This window comes from uncultured Oceanisphaera sp., assembly GCF_947495715.1.
In the GTDB taxonomy this organism is placed as follows: Bacteria; Pseudomonadota; Gammaproteobacteria; order Enterobacterales; family Aeromonadaceae; genus Oceanimonas; species Oceanimonas sediminis.
In genome coordinates this window covers 195678-212500 of sequence record NZ_CANLZU010000003.1, presented here as the reverse complement: position 1 = coordinate 212500, position 16823 = coordinate 195678, and the positions used below count along the sequence as shown (strand labels likewise).

Below are 16823 nucleotides of genomic sequence, written 5' to 3'. Positions count from 1 at the left end.
TGCCCGGTAGCTACGTTCGGAATCGATAACCGCTGAAAGCATCTAAGCGGGAAGCGAGCCTCGAGATGAGTCATCCCTAGAGCTTTACGCTCTCTAAAGGGCCGTTGGAGACCACAACGTTGATAGGCAGGGTGTGTAAGCGCAGCGATGTGTTGAGCTAACCTGTACTAATGACCCGTGCGGCTTAACCATACAACACCCAAGAAGTGTGAGACCTTGCGGTCAAGGCAACTACAGATTATTTCAGAACATCAGTTTTCCAGCGTTTGTTAGCAACAGCTGACAAACACCAGTTTATGCCTGGCGGCGATAGCGTTGTGGTCCCACCTGATCCCATGCCGAACTCAGAAGTGAAACGCACCCGCGCCGATGATAGTGTGGCAGCTGCCATGTGAAAGTAGGTCACTGCCAGGCACCCAATATGTAGGGTCGAATTTATTCGACCATCCAAAAAGCCCTTCACCGATGTGAAGGGCTTTTTTGCGTCTACGTTTTAACCGTGAGTGGTGAATGCAGCACGGATGCACGCGACTACATCCGTGCTGTATACGAATACGATGCCGTTAAAGGCTCGGAGTTATCTCTTCTTTTTCCAACTGCAACTTTAGTTCGGCAATGCCGTCTTCCAGTTGCACCTTGACCTTGAATCCCAGCTTGCGGGCCAGGGTGATCATGCCCCGGTTTGAGGGCATGGTGATACCGCTCAGACTATTCAGGCCGCGAACGCGAGCATAGCGGATAATCTTCTCCATCAAGAGCCGGCCCAGGCCCATGCCCTTGAGATCGGAGCGAACCAGCACCGCAAACTCCGCATCTTCGTTATCCGGATCCGAGATGGCTCGTACCACGGCCAGAATTTTTCCGTCTTCTGCCACGGCCACAAAGGCTATTTCCCGGTCGTAATCAATCTGCGTCATGTGGGCCAGTTCTTCATGCCCGATCACCACATCGGCGAAGAAGCGTTTGTAGCGGTCTTCATCGGATACATGGCTGACAAAGTCCTTATGGGCCGGCTCGTCTTCCGGTAATACCGGGCGAAGCAGGATACTGCTGCCATCCTTGAGCAGTGTTCTTTCTTCCCACTCCTTGGGATAAGGGCGTATCGCCAGGCGAGCCTGACCATCCCCTTCAAAGGGTTCTAGCTTCATGCTGACATCCAGGGCGATGAGCTCCTTGCCGGTGGCCAGCAGCGGGTGAATATCGAGCCGGGTGATCTCGGGATGATTGATGATGAGATGAGACACCTTGGTCAGCACGCGGCAGAGGGCTTCCATGTCCAGCGATTGCTGCGAGCGGTTGGCCCTGACCTTGCCGCTTTTAAGAGCATTAATGACCAGATAGCGGGCCAGGGTCATGTTCAGCGGTAGCAGGGCAACGGCGGCCTGCTCTTCGCCCTCCCAGTCGATGCCACCATCACCCAGCAGAATCACGGGGCCAAACACCGGGTCCGAACGCACGCCGATATGTAATTCCTGGGATCCTGCCCGGCGTGCCATGCGCTGCACGATAAGGCCGTGAATACGGGCACCGGGATAAGCCTGCCGTACTCGATCCATAATGGCATCGGCGGCCTGAGCCACCTCGGCGGCCGAGCGCAGGTTGAGTACTACGCCCGACACCTCGGACTTGTGCACTATGTCGGGAGATCGCAGCTTGATCGCCACCGGATAGCCGATTTGTTCGGCAATATGCGCGGCCTCGGTGCTGTCCGAGGCAATCCAGGTCGGCAGGGTCTGAATGCCGTAGGCCGCCATCAGGCGGCTGACTTCGTGGGTATCCAGCTGAACAATGCCTTGATCAAAAGCTTCTCTGATCAGCAACTTCACCGTCTCGCTGTCGCTGGGCATATCGGAGATGGACTCCGGGGTTTCCATCAGTTGCTTCTGGTTGCGGCGATACTCGACCAGGTGCATAAAGGCGCCGGCGGCACTTTCCGGCGTGCGGTAAGTGGGAATACCGGCCTCGGTAAAGCAGCGGCGCGCCTCGAACACGCTGGTTTCCCCCGACCAGTTGGTGAGGATGTTGAAACGCCGGGCACGCGGATGTTCCTTGATGATCCTGATGACTTCCCTGGCCACCAGGGTGCTGTTTACTGCGGCAGAGGGCGCATGCATGATCAGGATGGCGTCGCAGTCATCGCTGTCGAGCAGTACCTTCAAGCTATCGGTATAGCGTGCGACCGGCGCATCGCCGACGATATCGATGGGATTGGTTTTGGACCAGGCCGACGGTAATACCTGGTCCAGCGAAGCCCTGGTGCCCTCGCTCAGGCTGGCCAGCTTGCCGCCTCTGGCCAGCAGGGTGTCGATGGCCATGATGGCCGGGCCGCCGCCGTTGGTCAGGATCACCAGCCGCTCGCCACGCAGGCTCTGGGCATGGTTGAGGGTTTCTACTGCCGCAAACAAATCGTGGGTATCTCTTACCCGCAGCATGCCGGCCCGACGAATGGCGGCATCGTAGGCGGCGTCCATGCCTACCATGCCTACATTACCACCGGTGTGCAGGTGGCCAAGCTGGGCGCCGATGCGGGTTTTGCCGCTTTTGACCACCAGTACCGCCTTGTTGCGTGAAGCGGTTCGCGCCGCCGACATGAAGGCGCGAGCGTCCTGCACCGCATCCATATACAGCAGAATGGCACTGGTGTGCCGGTCTCGTGCCAGATAGTCCAGCAACTGGGCGAAGTCGATATCGCAGGCATCACCGAGCGAAATGAAGTGCGAGAAGCCGATGTCGTTGTGGCGGGCCCAGTCCAGAATGGTGGAGCACACCGCCGCCGATTGCGAAACAAAGGCAATTCGCCCCGCTTTGGCCGGAAAAGGCGCAAAACTCACATTAAGCCCCATATGTGGCAGTATCACCCCCATGCTGTTGGGGCCGAGCAGGCGCATGCGATGTTCGCGCGCGCTGGCTTTCATCTGCTCCAGCTGCTCGGAAGAGGTACCGGCGGCCAGAATAATGGCGGCTTTACAGCCTTTTCGGCCGAGTTGGTCGATAATGCCCGGATTCTTGCCGGCTGGCGTACAGATAATGGCCAGGTCGGGCACTCTGGGCAGGCTCTGAATGTCGGGGTAGGCCATCACGCCGGCCACCGCTTCGTACTTGGGGTTGACCGGCATGACGGGGCCGCTGAAGTTACCGGCCAGCAGGTTTTTCATTACCAGCTTGCCGGCGCCATGGTCCCGATGAGAGGCGCCGATCACGGCGATACTGGTGGGACGGAACAGGGCATCAAGTCCTTGCAGCGGCATACAGACTCCTTTATACAGATGGCATGACGATAGGCGACAGCGCCATATAGATGGTATGGCAGGACCTAAGGGTTGTAGCATATTATCAGGCCCCTGATCTTTTTTCGTGAACGAGGGCGCAAGCCTGAACGAGGTATAGAATGGAACTCTGGTTGTTGTTTATTCCTGCCTGTCTGGCCCTGAATTTAACACCGGGGCCGGATATCTTCTTTGTGCTGTCGCAAGCTCTGGGCGAGCGCCGTTTTGCCGGACTCTGGGCGGCAATGGGGCTGGGGGTTGCTTATCTGGGCCATACTCTGCTGGCGGTCGTGGGACTGTCGGCGCTGGTGATGCAATCGGCCACCGCTTTCATGGTGATCAAGTATCTGGGCGCCGCCTATCTGCTGTATCTGGGCTGGACCAGCCTGCGCAGTGCCTCGACCATGCATCTGCCCCAGGCGCAAAACAGCAGCAGTGTTGGCCGCATTTTTTATCGTGGCCTCATGGTCGGCCTGCTCAACCCCAAGGTGGCGCTGTTCTTTCTCGCCTTTCTGCCCCAGTTCATCAGCCAGGAACTCGGCTCGGTGCCGATGCAATTGCTGCAGCTGGGGTTGGTATTCACCCTGACCGCCACCTTTTGCAACGGTGCTTACGGTCTGCTCGGCCAGCGGCTGAAGCGGGGTCTGCAGGGCCGAGAGCGGGTCTCGGTTTACCTGAATCGACTCTCGGGTGGGCTCATGATGGCACTGGGTGCCCGCTTGGCGCTGGTGCAGCAATAATTTGCCCGGTAATAAGCGGTCGAGGCCACTGGCCGCATCGGGTAAAATGGCGTCAACGCCTTATTTTCACATAGCTTTCAAGGACTAATGATGCAGTTCCCGACCATAGAAGACTTTGTCGGCAATACCCCCCTGGTACGCCTGCAGCGGCTGGCCAGCCATACCGGCAGTCAGGTGCTGGTGAAGCTGGAGGGTAATAACCCGGCGGGTTCGGTAAAGGACAGACCGGCGCTGAACATGATTCGCCAGGCCGAGGCCCGGGGGGATATCAAGCCCGGCGACACCCTGATCGAAGCCACCAGTGGCAACACCGGCATCGCCCTGGCGATGGCGGCGGCGATCAAGGGCTATCGCATGGTGTTGATCATGCCCGACAACGCCACCGAAGAGCGCAAGGCCTCGATGCTGGCTTATGGTGCCGAGCTGATCCTGGTCAGCAAGGAAGAAGGTATGGAAGGCGCCCGGGATCTGGCCGACCGAATGGCCGCCGAAGGCAAGGGCGTGATCCTCGACCAGTTCAACAATCCGGATAACCCCGAAGCGCATCTGCTGACCACGGGGCCCGAGATCTGGCAGCAAACCGAAGGTCGGATCACCCATTTCGTGTCCAGCATGGGCACTACCGGCACCATAATGGGGGTGTCGCAATACCTCAAGCAGCAGAATGAAGCGGTGCAAATCGTCGGCCTGCAGCCCTGCGAAGGTAGCAATATTCCGGGCATCCGCCGCTGGCCCGAGGCCTATTTGCCGGGTATTTTCGAACAGAGCCGGGTGGATCAGGTGCTGGATATCGGTGAAGAAGAAGCGGTGGCTACCATGCTGCGGCTGGCAAAAGAAGAAGGCATCTTCTGTGGTGTCAGCTCCGGCGGTGCCGTGGCCGGCGCGCTCAAGCTGGCCGAGCAGGTCGATAACGCCATCATCGTCGCCATCATCTGCGACCGGGGCGATCGCTACCTGTCATCGGGGGTGTTTAATAAACGTGAGGGGTAAAGCGTGAGGGGTGAGGAGAATTATATATCCCCTCACTTTTTACCCCTCACGTTGTTTCAAGCTGTTAAAGCAAGGCTCGCGTCGGTGATCTGCTGATCGCCAACATAGAGGCGGCCGCCCTGGCTGCCCAGATAAAGGGTCTGACCGCGGCGGGCCTGCTCCAGCTGCCGGCGAGGTAGCTCGGCTTCCAGCAATTGGCCCGGCCAGTCCTGAGGCTCCAGCTCCAGTCGCAGCAGGGCGCCGCGCGGATTGACGTCGGTTACCACGACCGGCAGCGGATGATGGGCATCGGCTGCGGTGGTTAAGCTGATTTCGTACGGGCGCAGATACCAGCTGGCCTTGCCCTGCCGATGGCTGGCCACCGGCAGTTGCAGCGGATAATGCCCCACCTTGAAGCGGCTGCCGTGCAGCTCGCCATCAATTTGATTCACCTCACCGAGAAACTCCAGTACGAAGCGACTGGCCGGTTGCTGCCAGATATCATCCGGGCTGCCGATCTGCTCCACCTTGCCCTGGCTCATCACCACCACCTGATCCGACACATCCAGCGCCTCTTCCTGATCATGGGTTACGAAGATGCTGGTGAAATGCAGTTCGTCATGCAGCCGGCGCAGCCAGCGGCGCAGTTCCTTGCGCACCTGGGCGTCGAGGGCGCCAAAAGGTTCGTCCAGCAGCAGCACGCGCGGCTCTACCGCCAAAGAGCGGGCCAGGGCCACGCGCTGACGCTGACCGCCGGACAACTGGGCCGGAAAACGGTCGGCCACATGCGATAGCTGAATCATCTCCAGCAAATCACCCACGCGGCGTTTGATGTCGGATTTGGACGGGCGTTCCGCCTTCGGCATGATAGTCAGCCCGAAGGCGATGTTGTCGAACACCGTCATGTGGCGGAACAGCGCATAATTCTGAAACACGAAGCCGACCTTGCGATCCCGGGCGTGCAAGTCGGTCACATCGCTACCGTTGAAGCGAATGCGGCCGCCGTTGGCGTGCTCCAGCCCGGCGATGATGCGCAGCAGCGTGGTCTTGCCCGAGCCGGAAGGACCCAGCAGCCCCACCAGCTGGCCGCTGGGCAGGTCGAGGTTGATGTCGTGCAGCACCCGGGTGTTGCCGAAGGACTTGTGAACCCCTTCAATCTGAATACTCATGCCGGTTACTCCTGTGCTTCGGCGCCGTGCAGGCGCCACTCGAGATAGGATTTGAACAACAAGGTGATCACCGCCATCAGTGTCAGCAGGGCGGCGGCGGTAAAGGCGCCGACCGCGTTATAGTCCTGATGCAGCAGCTCGACGTGCAGCGACAGGGTATTGGTTTCGCCGCGAATACCGCCGGACACCACCGACACGGCGCCAAATTCGCCCACGGCGCGGGCGTTGGTGAGGATCACCCCGTACAGCAGCGCCCAGCGAATATTGGGCAGAGTGATTTTGCGAAACAGTTGCCAGCCGCTGGCCCCCAGCAGCACGGCGGCTTCTTCCGAATCGGTGCCCTGACTGCTCATCAGCGGCACCAGCTCACGCACCATGAAGGGACAGGTGACGAATACGGTGACCATCACAATGCCGGGCCAGGCAAACATCAGTTGCATGTCGACCCCGTCGAGCCAGCCGCCCACCGGGCCGTTGACCCCGTACATCAGCAGATAGAGCAAACCGGCTACCACCGGCGATACCGCGAAGGGTACATCCATCAGGGTCAGCAGCAACTGACGACCGCGAAACTGAAAGCGGGTGACCAGCCAGGCCAGCAGGGTGCCGAATACCAGGTTGATGGGCACGGTGAGCGCCGCCACCAGCAGGGTCAGGCCGATGGCATGCAGCATGTCCGGCTCGTTCAGGTTGTCCAGCACGCCACCCACACCGGCGGCAAAGGCACCGGCAATAATGGCCAGCAGCGGCACCACCAGCAACAGCAGGGTCAGCACCACGCCGGTGCCAATCAGCAACCAGCGACCCCAGGGACGAGCGGCTTTCAGTGTCAGAGACTGTTCCATCAGCTGTTACCTCGTACCCGGCGCATAAAGCGGCTTTGAATGCCGTTGATCAGAAACAGCAGCACGAAGGATGCCAGTAAGATGATGCTGGCAATGGCACTGGCGGCGGCATAATCGAATTCCTGCAGCTTGATGAAAATCATCAGCGAGGTAATTTCGGTTTGCCAGGGCATGTTGCCGGCAATAAAGATAACGGCACCAAATTCACCCAGACTGCGGGTGAACGACAGGGCGGTGCCGGTGATCAGTGCCGGCTTCAGCTCGGGCAATACCACCCGGCTGAATGCCTGCCAGGGGCTGGCCCCCAGGGTGGCGGCCGCTTCTTCGTATTCCGGGCCCAGATCTTCCAGCACCGGCTGCACGGTACGCACCACGAAGGGCACGCTGGTAAATACCATGGCGATGACGATGCCCACCCAGGTGTAAGACACCTTGATGCCCAGCTCGGCCAGCCACTCGCCGTACCAGCCGTTGGTGGCAAACAGCGAGGCCAGGGTCAGGCCGGCCACCGCGGTAGGCAGGGCAAAGGGCAGGTCCATCAGGCCGTCGAGCAGGGCCCTTCCCGGAAAGCGATAGCGGGTTAGAATCCAGGCCATCAAGAGGCCAAACACCATGTTGAACAGGCTGGCGGCGGCGGCGGCGCTGAGGGTGACCTTGTAGGTAGCCACCACCCTGGGGTCACTGATTACATTCCAGTACTGTGCCCAGCCCATCTGGCTGGTATTCAGTATCAGCCCGGTGAGCGGCAGCAGGATAATCAAGCTTACGAACAGCAGGCTGGTGCCCAGACTCAGGGTAAAACCCGGTAGTACCCGTTTGGATGAACCCAACAGCGCCGCCATGGTTTAGCGTCCCTGAGCCTGCAGTTGATCCAGGCTGCCACCGTTGGCGAAGTGGGCGGCCATGGCCTGCTCCCAGCTGCCGAAGATGTCTTCTACCTTGAACAGCGAGGTGGCGGGGAATTTGTCTGCCACTTCGGCGGCGACCGTTTCGTTATGCACCCGATAGTAGTAACCGGCCAGAATGCGCTGGGCTTGGGGGCTGTACAAAAATTCCAGATAGGCCTTGGCCTGTTCGGCGGTGCCGTTACGCTCCACGTTGCGATCAATCCAGGTCACCGGAAATTCGGCCAGCACGTCTACCGGCGGTACCACCACCCGATAACCCGCTTCCGGGTTCAGCGCGCGGATGTTGTTCACTTCCGATTCGAAGGTGATCAGTACATCACCGATACCCCGTTCCACAAAGGTGGTGGTGGCGCCACGGCCGCCGGTATCGAATACCGCCACCTGCTTGATCAGTTTGCCCATGTGCTCGCGAATCTTGTCTTCATCGCCGTCAAACTGCTGGTGGGCGGCGCCCCAGGCGGCCAGATAGGTATAACGGCCGTTACCGGAGGTCTTGGGGTTGGGGAACACCAGTTGTACGTCGTCCCGGGTCAGGTCGTCCCAGCCTTGAATATTCTTGGGGTTACCTTCACGTACCAGAAACGCCATGGTGGAGAAATAGGGCGAGCTGTCGTTGGGCAGACGAGCTTTCCAGTCGGCGGGGATCAGCTTGCCTTTCTGGTGCAGCACATCCACATCGGTCACCTGGTTGTAGGTAACCACATCGGCACGCAGGCCCTGCAGAATGGCCTGTGCCTGGCGGGAAGAGCCGGCGTGAGACTGTTTGATCTCCAGCTTTTCACCGGTTTTCTGCTCCCAGTGTTCGGCGAACACCGGGTTGATGTCGGCAAACAGCTCGCGGGCGATGTCGTAGCTGCTGTTGAGCAGTTCTTTTGCCTGAAGGGGGACGGCGGTGCTTAACCCGGCAGCAAACAGCAGGGTAGCCAGAAGAGATTTACGCATGATGAACTCCAGGGACTCAAAGATGATGTACCCGAGTTTAATATGCTTATAGAGTATTTAAACTAAGTTTTTTATTCTTTTAAGGTATATGAAAGCAAGGGTGGATCTATCGAAACGGTCTAACAAAAAGGGCCTGCATCTGCAGGCCCTTTTTACGTCAGCGGTTTACCGAGCCGCTTATTGCGGGGCGACCGGTGAAATCGGCTGTGCCGGCTTGGCGATCAAGGAGCGGGTGTCTTCAATCGCTTCGGTGATGATCACCTGTACCGCCTGGCCCAGCTCGTACAGCGGGGCCTTGTCCAGGTAAACGCGGCCATCGTCCCAGCTGCATTCCAGTCGATCCCGGTTGGCCAGGATCAGGGAGGAAGGCATGAACACCACGGCACCGTTTTCCTGCAGGCGCAGCTTGACGCCACCGCGACCGATATCGACCACTTCGGCATCGAACACCTTGCCTTCGGCCACGGCTGGCTGCAGATAACGCACATACAGCCAGTCGGCGATATCGCGCTCGGCCCGGCGGTGCATGCGGCGCTGCTCGGACAGATGCACGGCCAGTTCGTCACTGGGTGCATGCACGCCATGTTCCTGCTCGGCAAGAATGGCCTTGATCAGACGGTGGTTGACGATGTCGCCGTATTTACGAATCGGCGAGGTCCAGGTGGCGTAGGCGGTCAGGCCCAGGCCAAAGTGTTCGCCCGGGCTGGCGCTCATGGCGGCAAACGACTGGTAACGACGGGTGCGACTGTCCAGATAGCTGGTGTCGCGGGCATCCAGCCAGCGGCGCAGGGCACAGAAGCCTTCCAGGCTCGACAGGGTGTCCGGCTCGAAGGGGGCTTCGTGGGTCTGCAGCAGTTCGACCAGGCCTTCCATTTTTTCACTGTCAAAACCGGCGTGCACGTTGAAGATACCGGTGCCGGCATGTTCGGTCAGCCAGTTGCCGCAAGACAGGTTGGCGGCGATCATCGCCTCTTCTACCATCTGGTTGGCGATGCGACGGTGATCGACCAGAATGGCGGTGACGTTGCTGTCTTCGTCGAGCGCAAAGCGGTAATCGGGTCTGTCCTTGAACACGATGGCGTGCTTGCTGCGCCAGGCGCTGCGGGCATGGGTCAGGGCGGTCAGTTCACGCAGCTGCTCGGCAATGACCTCGCTGGCGGGCTGCCAGTCGCCGATTTGCTCGACCCAGTCGGAGACCTGATCGTAGCTTAAGCGGGCCTGGGAGCGAATGTGGGCGGCGAAGAAGTCGGCCTTGTCGGACACCTTGCCGTCAAAGTCGATCTGCAGGCGGGCACACAGGGCCGGACGCTCTACCCCTTCCTGCAGCGAACAGAGTTCGTCGGCCAGGGTGCGGGGCAGCATGGGAATGTTGCGGCCGGGCAGATAAACGGTAAAGGCGCGCTCGGCGGCGACGCGGTCCATTTCGCTGTCGTGGGCAACATAGGCGGTGGGGTCGGCGATGGCAACGGTCAGTTCCCAGGCGTTATCCAGCTTTTTCACGCTCAGGGCATCATCCATATCCAGGGTGGATTCGCCATCGATGGTGAAGAAGGGCACATCGGTAAGATCCTGACGCGGCAGGGTTTCTTCCAGCGTTTGCCACTCGGCCCTGTCTTCCGGCGCCTGGTTGGCCAGCTTGTTGCGGGCCAGCACCACCCACCAGGGAGCGATGGGGTCTTCTACGCCGGCAATTACTTCCACCACGCTGGCGAAAAAACCCTTGTTGTCTTTCAGGGCGTGGCGGGTCATTTCGCCCAGTACCCAGTCGCCTTCTTTCAGGCTCTTTTCGTCCAACCCCTTGATGGCGCGTGCCTTGATGGCATCTTTCATCAACGGATGATCGGGCACGATATTGAGCCGGTCACGGAACCACTTCACCCGGGCCACAAAGCGGGTAACACCGGCTTCGATCAGGGTCTCGGGCTCAACCAGCTCGCGCTCGTTTTCGGTACGCACCACGGCGGTAATGTGATCGCCATGCATCACTTTTTTCATCTGTGGTGGTGGAATAAAGAAGCTTTCTTTTTCGCTTACTTCAAGAAAACCAAAACCTTTGGAGGTGCCTTTCACGATACCTTCTTTAATGGGAAGGGTTTCGCGAATCTGTTGCTTGAGCTGGGCCAGCAGGGGGTTGTTTTGAAACATAAGTAAAGACCTGTCGAAATATGCGCCTGACTATACGGATTTACCCCCGATATGCCAAGGAAACCTTGACGCTAGCCGTGGCGTTGGATAAGGCTGAGTCTGGACATGTCGGGGTGACCGCCCTCATCCACGCCCTGATTCAGCGACTAGTAACCGCAGTTGTCGAGATAGCGCCATTTTTTAACCGGGACGGGGCCGTCGAGCTTGGGTATCATAATCGTTTGAATCCGACTGGTAAGCGAAACTCACATGTCACCACAATCCTGGCTGCTGGCGATTCGGCCCAGAACCCTGCCCCTGGCGGTAGCCTCCATGCTGTTGGGGGCGGGCACCGCCGCTCAGGCCGGCGCCTTTAACGGCGGCGTGCTGGCGCTGGCGCTGTTGACCGCGCTGTTGCTGCAGATCCTGTCCAACCTGGCCAACGACTATGGCGACGGCGTGCGCGGTACCGACTCGATGAACCGCACCGGCCCGACCCGGGTGCTGGCCTCCGGCCTGGCGAGCCCCGCGCAGCTGCGTAATGCCATGATGTTGACCGCCGCACTGGCAACGGGGTCGGGCCTGTTACTGCTGTGGGTGGCGCTGGGGCCCGATGTCGGTGCCTGGCTGGGATTTATGGCGTTGGGGTCTTGTGCCTTGCTGGCGGCGCTGGGTTACACCCTGGGCCGGCGGCCCTATGGCTATCTGGGCCTCGGCGATGTGGCGGTATTCGTGTTTTTCGGCCCGGTGGCGGTGCTGGGCTGCAGTTACCTGATGCAGCACCGGCTGAGCGAGGCCGCCGGCTGGGCATCACTCACCGTCGGCCTGCTGGCGGTGGCGGTGCTCAATATCAACAACATTCGCGACATGGACACCGACCGGCAGGCCGGCAAGCACACTCTGGCGCTGCGGCTGGGGTTGCGGCGGGCGCGGGCCTATCAGTTGTTGCTGCTGGGGGGCGCCGTGCTGGCCGGCACCCGCATCATGACCGAGCCGGGCTTTGTAAGTTTGCTGGCGCTCTGGCCGCTGGCGCGGGCCACTCATTTGGTGCTGACCGGCCAGGGCACCGAGCTCAACCGGGCGCTGGCTCAGACCGCGCAGGGTACGCTTGCCTTCACCGGCCTGCTGGCGCTGGGGCTGGTGGTCGGATAAAAACCGGCCGGAGTCCAATGCCGAAATGTTTCATGGCGGTTAATTTTTTATAATCGGATTGGTCGGTAATGACTTTGCTTTTGTGAGCGGGGTCTGTTTATACTGGCCGCCATCTTGTCGGAGTGCTCTATATGGGCTGAGACCGCGAAAGCGGGATCCGTTGAACCTGATCAGGCTAATACCTGCGTAAGGGAAACAAGCGAGAATTTGGCGCCACACCTCTTCTGCCGAGTTCTTTCTCAACACTCCTGACAAGCATTTTCACCCTCAATGGATTCGAAGTGAGATTGCTATGTCAAAAATAAACCGTCGTGAAGTTCGCAGCCAGGCTCAGGCATTTATCGATAACCTGAAAGGCGAACATTTCCCCAATTCCCGCCGCATCTACATCGAAGGCTCGCGCCCGGACATCAAGGTCGGCATGCGTGAGATTCATCTGGCCGACAGCTTCAAGGGCGGCACCGAAGAAAACCCCATTCTAGAGCCCAATGCGCCGGTACCGATTTACGACACCGCCGGCCCTTACGGCGATCCCGATGCCGATCTGGATGTACGCCGGGGTCTGCCCCAGATGCGTCGTCAGTGGATTCTGGAGCGTAACGACACCGAGGAGCTGGAGGGCGTTACCTCCGAGTTTACCCAGCAGCGCATGGCCGACGACGGCCTGGATCACCTGCGTTTCGAGCAGATGCCCAAGCCGCGCAAGGCCAAAGTCGGCGCCTGTGTCACCCAGCTGCACTATGCCCGCAAAGGCATCATCACCCCCGAGATGGAATACATCGCCATTCGCGAGAACATGGGCCGCGAGCGGGTGAGGGACGAAATGCTGCTGCAACAGCACCCGGGCCAGAACTTCGGCGCCAACCTGCCGGACGCCATCACGCCCGAATTCGTGCGCAAGGAAGTCGCCGAAGGTCGCGCCATCATTCCGGCCAACATCAATCACGCCGAGTCCGAGCCGATGATCATCGGCCGCAACTTCCTGGTGAAAATCAACGCCAACATCGGTAACTCGGCGGTGACCTCCAGCATCGAAGAAGAAGTGGAAAAGCTGGTGTGGTCCACCCGCTGGGGTGCCGACAACGTGATGGATCTGTCTACCGGTCGTTACATTCACGAAACCCGCGAATGGATACTGCGCAACAGCCCGGTGCCCATCGGTACCGTCCCCATCTACCAGGCGCTGGAAAAAGTGAACGGCGTGGCCGAAGACCTGACCTGGGAAGTGTTCCGTGACACCCTGATTGAACAGGCCGAGCAGGGCGTGGATTACTTCACCATTCACGCCGGCGTGCTGTTGCGCTTCGTGCCCATGACCGCCAAGCGCGTGACCGGTATCGTGTCGCGCGGTGGTTCCATCATGGCCAAGTGGTGCCTGTCCCATCACAAGGAAAGCTTCCTTTACGAGCATTTCCGCGAAATTTGCGAAATCTGTGCCGCCTACGATGTGTCGCTGTCGCTGGGTGACGGCATGCGTCCCGGCTCCATTGCCGACGCCAACGACGAAGCCCAGTTTGCCGAGCTGCACACCCTGGGCGAGCTGACCAAGGTCGCCTGGGAATACGACGTACAGGTGATGATCGAAGGCCCCGGCCACGTGCCGATGCACATGATCAAACGCAACATGGAAGAGCAGCTGGAGCATTGCCACGAGGCACCCTTTTATACCCTGGGCCCGCTGACCACCGATATCGCCCCCGGCTACGACCACTTCACCTCCGGCATCGGTGCCGCCATGATCGGCTGGTTCGGTTGTGCCATGCTGTGCTACGTCACCCCGAAAGAGCACCTGGGGTTGCCGAACAAGGAAGACGTCAAACAGGGGCTGATCACCTACAAGATTGCCGCCCACGCCGCCGATCTGGCCAAGGGCCATCCGGGTGCGCAAATCCGCGACAACGCCATGTCCAAGGCGCGCTTCGAGTTCCGTTGGGAAGATCAGTTCAACCTGGCGCTGGATCCGCAGACCGCCCGTGCCTATCACGACGAAACCCTGCCGCAGGAATCCGGCAAGGTGGCGCACTTCTGCTCCATGTGCGGACCCAAGTTCTGCTCGATGAAGATCACTCAGGAAGTGCGCGAGTATGCGGCCGCCCAGGAAGCCATTGCGGTGCAACTGGTCGATATGGACGGCAACAGCGAAACCGTGGTCGCCGGCATGGCGCAGATGTCACAAGAATTCAAGAAACGCGGCGGTGAGCTGTATCACCAGGCCGACAAACTGGAGCAATAATTTCTATGACAAGACCCATCGTCTGGACCATCGCCGGCTCCGATTCGGGCGGCGGTGCCGGTATTCAGGCCGATTTGCACACCATTCAGGGACTGGGCGGCCACGGCTGCTCGGTTATCTCCGCCATTACCGCCCAGAACTCGGTGGCGGTATCCATGGTCGAGCCGGTATTGATGCAGGCCTTTACCAGCCAGCTGGTGTCACTGGCCACCGACATGCCGGCCCGGGCCATCAAGATTGGTCTGCTGCCCGGCGGCCTGCGGGCCGAGGTGCTGGCGCGCACGCTGCGTGAATATCGCCGCCAGTGGCAGCCCTTTGTGGTGCTGGACCCGGTGGCCATTGCCAGCACCGGCCAGAGCATGGCCGAAACCAACCTGATCCCGGCGTTGCAGCAGCATTTGCTGCCCGAGGTGGATCTGGTTACCCCCAATGCGCTGGAACTGAAAGTATTGTCGGGCATCGCGCCCGACTCTCCGGCACAGCTGCGCGCCGGGGCCGCCGCCCTGCTGGAACTGGGCGTACGCGCCGTATTGGTGAAGGGCGGTCACCTGGACTGGTCCGGCGACCAGGCCATCGACTATTACACCGACGGCCGGCGTGAAATCTGGCTGGCCAGCCCCCGAGTGCAAACCCGTCACGGTCACGGCACCGGTTGTACCCTGTCGTCGGCCATCGCCACCGCCGTGGCGCTGGACTACCCGATTGAAGATGCGCTGGTGCTGGCCAAGGCCTACGTCAATCAGGGCCTGAAGGGCGCCGAGGCCATCGGCGCCGGTGCCGGTCCGGTGGCTCATCTGGGCTGGCCGACGGATTTGAACGACTTTCCCACCGTGGTGATGCCGGGCTCGGCCCTGGCCGAACAGCTGGGCATCACCGGCACCAGCCCGCAAGGGGATTTTGCCGCCATGGATACCCTCAAGTTGGGGCTGTATCCGGTGGTGACCTCGGTGGCCTGGCTGGAACGTTTGCTGGAGCAGGGGGTGCGTACCCTGCAGTTGCGCATCAAGGACAAGGCCGACGCCGAGGTGGAAGCCGACATCAAGGCCGCGGTCGAGCTGGGCCAACGCTACAACGCCCGCCTGTTCATCAACGACTACTGGCGGCTGGCCATCGAGCATGGCGCCTACGGCGTGCACCTGGGCCAGGAAGACATCGAAGTGGCGGATCTGGAGGCCATTCGCGCCGCCGGTCTCAAGCTGGGCCTGTCCACCCACGGTTATTACGAAATGCTGCGCGCCCGCGAGCTCAAGCCGTCCTATCTGGCGCTGGGTCATATCTTCCCCACCAAAACCAAGGACATGCCGTCCCGCCCCCAGGGGCTGGAGCGGCTGCACCGCTATGTGGCGCTGATGGAGGCGGAATTTCCGCTGGTGGCCATCGGTGGCATCAGTCGGGATCGGGTACCGCTGGTGGCCGAAACCGGGGTGGGCAGCATCGCTCTGGTGACCGCCATTACCGAAGCGGCCGATCCGGATGCGGCCATCCGCGATCTGCTGGAAATGGTGGAGGGATAAGATGCTCAGCGACAGCGAATTCATGCGTTACAGCCGGCACCTGTTGCTGGAAGAAGTGGGCGAGCAGGGTCAGCTGAAGCTGAAACAGGCCTCGGTGCTGGTGGTGGGTCTGGGCGGCCTGGGCTCGCCCGCCGTGCAGTATCTGGCGGCGGCCGGGGTGGGTACCCTGTGGCTGGCCGATTTCGATCACATCGAGGTCAGCAACCTGCAGCGCCAGACCCTGTATGACATGGACAGCCTGCAACACAGCAAGGCGGAAACGGCGCGCGAAAAACTGTTGGCGCTGAATCCCGACATTGAAGTGATTGCCATCAATCAAAAGCTGGACCGGCAGAGCCTGGGCGATTTTGTCGCAGAGGTGGATCTGGTACTGGACTGCACCGACAACATCTCGATTCGCCAGGACATCAACGCCGCCTGTTACGCCTGGGGCAAACCCTTGCTGGTGGGGGCGGCGATTCGCTTCGAAGGTCAGTTGCTGGCGCTGGATCCGGCCGCCGATCATGGTTGCTATCGCTGTCTTTATGGCCCCGACATCGGCGAACGGCTCAACTGCAGCAACTCCGGGGTGATCGGCCCCGTGGTCGGCACCATAGGCCTGTTGCAGGCGCTGGAAGCCATCAAGTTTTTTACCGGTACCGGCAGCGTGCCTTGGGGCGAACTCAAGCTGTTCGATGCCAAGGCGCATCGCTGGCACAGCCTCAAGGTGCCGAAGGATCCGGCCTGTCCGGTGTGTGGACCCAAGGGGGAAGAACAACAATGCGAATAGTACTGAACGACGAAGCGCTGGATCTGGCCGAGGGCACCACCCTCGGCCAGTTGCTGGTCGAACTGGAGCAAGACAAACCCGGTGTGGCGGTGGCCCTGAATCAACAGGTGGTGGCCCGCAGCCAGTGGGGCGTGCAGCCGCTGACCCCCAACGACAACATTACCCTGTTCCACGCCATAGCCGGAGGCTGAC

The 16823-nt window shown here is 60.3% G+C and carries 13 protein-coding genes, 2 rRNA genes and 1 riboswitch (1 of these 16 only partly in view); of the genes, 9 read left to right on the top strand and 6 right to left on the bottom strand.

What is annotated here, in order from left to right; genetic code table 11:
* Together Q0753_RS03435 and rrf are read left to right on the top strand one after the other, a co-directional pair.
* Positions 1-192 (top strand): 23S ribosomal RNA (locus tag Q0753_RS03435) (its annotated part extends 1117 nt beyond the left edge of the window); the annotation flags it as partial.
* 107 nt (positions 193-299) lie between these two features.
* Positions 300-414: ribosomal RNA gene (gene rrf / locus Q0753_RS03430) — 5S ribosomal RNA — on the top strand.
* A gap of 149 nt (positions 415-563) precedes the next feature.
* Here rrf and Q0753_RS03425 read toward each other — a convergent pair.
* Positions 564-3248 (bottom strand): bifunctional acetate--CoA ligase family protein/GNAT family N-acetyltransferase, encoded by a 2685-nt coding sequence (locus tag Q0753_RS03425; protein WP_298717251.1) that lies wholly within the window; start codon positions 3246-3248, stop codon positions 564-566.
* Positions 3249-3388: 140 nt separating this feature from the next.
* On the opposite strand from Q0753_RS03425, the gene Q0753_RS03420 reads away from it, so the two are divergent.
* Positions 3389-4006, top strand: a complete 618-nt coding sequence (locus tag Q0753_RS03420; RefSeq protein WP_298717248.1) for a LysE family translocator — start codon at positions 3389-3391, stop codon at positions 4004-4006.
* 90 nt (positions 4007-4096) lie between these two features.
* Positions 4097-4996, top strand: coding sequence for a cysteine synthase CysM (cysM, locus tag Q0753_RS03415; RefSeq protein ID WP_298717245.1), 900 nt, complete (start codon positions 4097-4099; stop codon positions 4994-4996).
* A gap of 56 nt (positions 4997-5052) precedes the next feature.
* On the opposite strand, the gene cysA is transcribed toward cysM, so the two are convergent.
* The 5 genes from cysA to Q0753_RS03390 all read right to left on the bottom strand — a co-directional run bounded on the left by cysA (position 5053) and on the right by Q0753_RS03390 (position 10984).
* A complete protein-coding gene (cysA, locus tag Q0753_RS03410) occupies positions 5053-6144 on the bottom strand; it encodes a sulfate/thiosulfate ABC transporter ATP-binding protein CysA (protein ID WP_298717242.1) in 1092 nt (363 codons plus the stop codon).
* Positions 6145-6149: 5 nt separating this feature from the next.
* Positions 6150-6989, bottom strand: coding sequence for a sulfate/thiosulfate ABC transporter permease CysW (cysW, locus tag Q0753_RS03405; protein WP_298717239.1), 840 nt, complete (start codon positions 6987-6989; stop codon positions 6150-6152).
* Positions 6989-7831 carry a sulfate/thiosulfate ABC transporter permease CysT gene (cysT, locus tag Q0753_RS03400; RefSeq protein WP_298717236.1) on the bottom strand — a complete coding sequence of 281 codons (843 nt, stop codon included), beginning with the start codon at positions 7829-7831 and terminating at the stop codon, positions 6989-6991. Before cysT ends, cysW begins: the two co-directional genes overlap by 1 nt.
* Positions 7832-7834: 3 nt before the next feature.
* Positions 7835-8839, bottom strand: coding sequence for a thiosulfate ABC transporter substrate-binding protein CysP (gene cysP / locus Q0753_RS03395; protein WP_298717233.1), 1005 nt, complete (start codon positions 8837-8839; stop codon positions 7835-7837).
* A 177-nt stretch (positions 8840-9016) separates the two neighbouring features.
* A complete protein-coding gene (locus Q0753_RS03390) occupies positions 9017-10984 on the bottom strand; it encodes an exoribonuclease II (RefSeq protein ID WP_298717230.1) in 1968 nt (655 codons plus the stop codon).
* 249 nt (positions 10985-11233) lie between these two features.
* On the opposite strand from Q0753_RS03390, the gene menA reads away from it, so the two are divergent.
* From menA to thiS, 5 genes are all read left to right on the top strand, one after another.
* Positions 11234-12115, top strand: coding sequence for a 1,4-dihydroxy-2-naphthoate octaprenyltransferase (gene menA / locus Q0753_RS03385; RefSeq protein WP_298717227.1), 882 nt, complete (start codon positions 11234-11236; stop codon positions 12113-12115).
* 108 nt (positions 12116-12223) lie between these two features.
* Positions 12224-12327: riboswitch (TPP riboswitch) on the top strand.
* A gap of 62 nt (positions 12328-12389) precedes the next feature.
* Positions 12390-14348, top strand: coding sequence for a phosphomethylpyrimidine synthase ThiC (gene thiC, locus Q0753_RS03380; protein ID WP_298717270.1), 1959 nt, complete (start codon positions 12390-12392; stop codon positions 14346-14348).
* A gap of 5 nt (positions 14349-14353) precedes the next feature.
* Entirely contained in the window at positions 14354-15862 is a 1509-nt protein-coding gene (gene thiE, locus Q0753_RS03375) for a thiamine phosphate synthase (protein WP_298717224.1), read from the top strand.
* A 1-nt stretch (position 15863) separates the two neighbouring features.
* Positions 15864-16631, top strand: coding sequence for a molybdopterin-synthase adenylyltransferase MoeB (locus Q0753_RS03370; protein WP_298717222.1), 768 nt, complete (start codon positions 15864-15866; stop codon positions 16629-16631).
* Positions 16622-16822 carry a sulfur carrier protein ThiS gene (thiS, locus tag Q0753_RS03365; protein ID WP_298717219.1) on the top strand — a complete coding sequence of 67 codons (201 nt, stop codon included), beginning with the start codon at positions 16622-16624 and terminating at the stop codon, positions 16820-16822. Before Q0753_RS03370 ends, thiS begins: the two co-directional genes overlap by 10 nt.
* Position 16823: the final 1 nt, after the last annotated feature.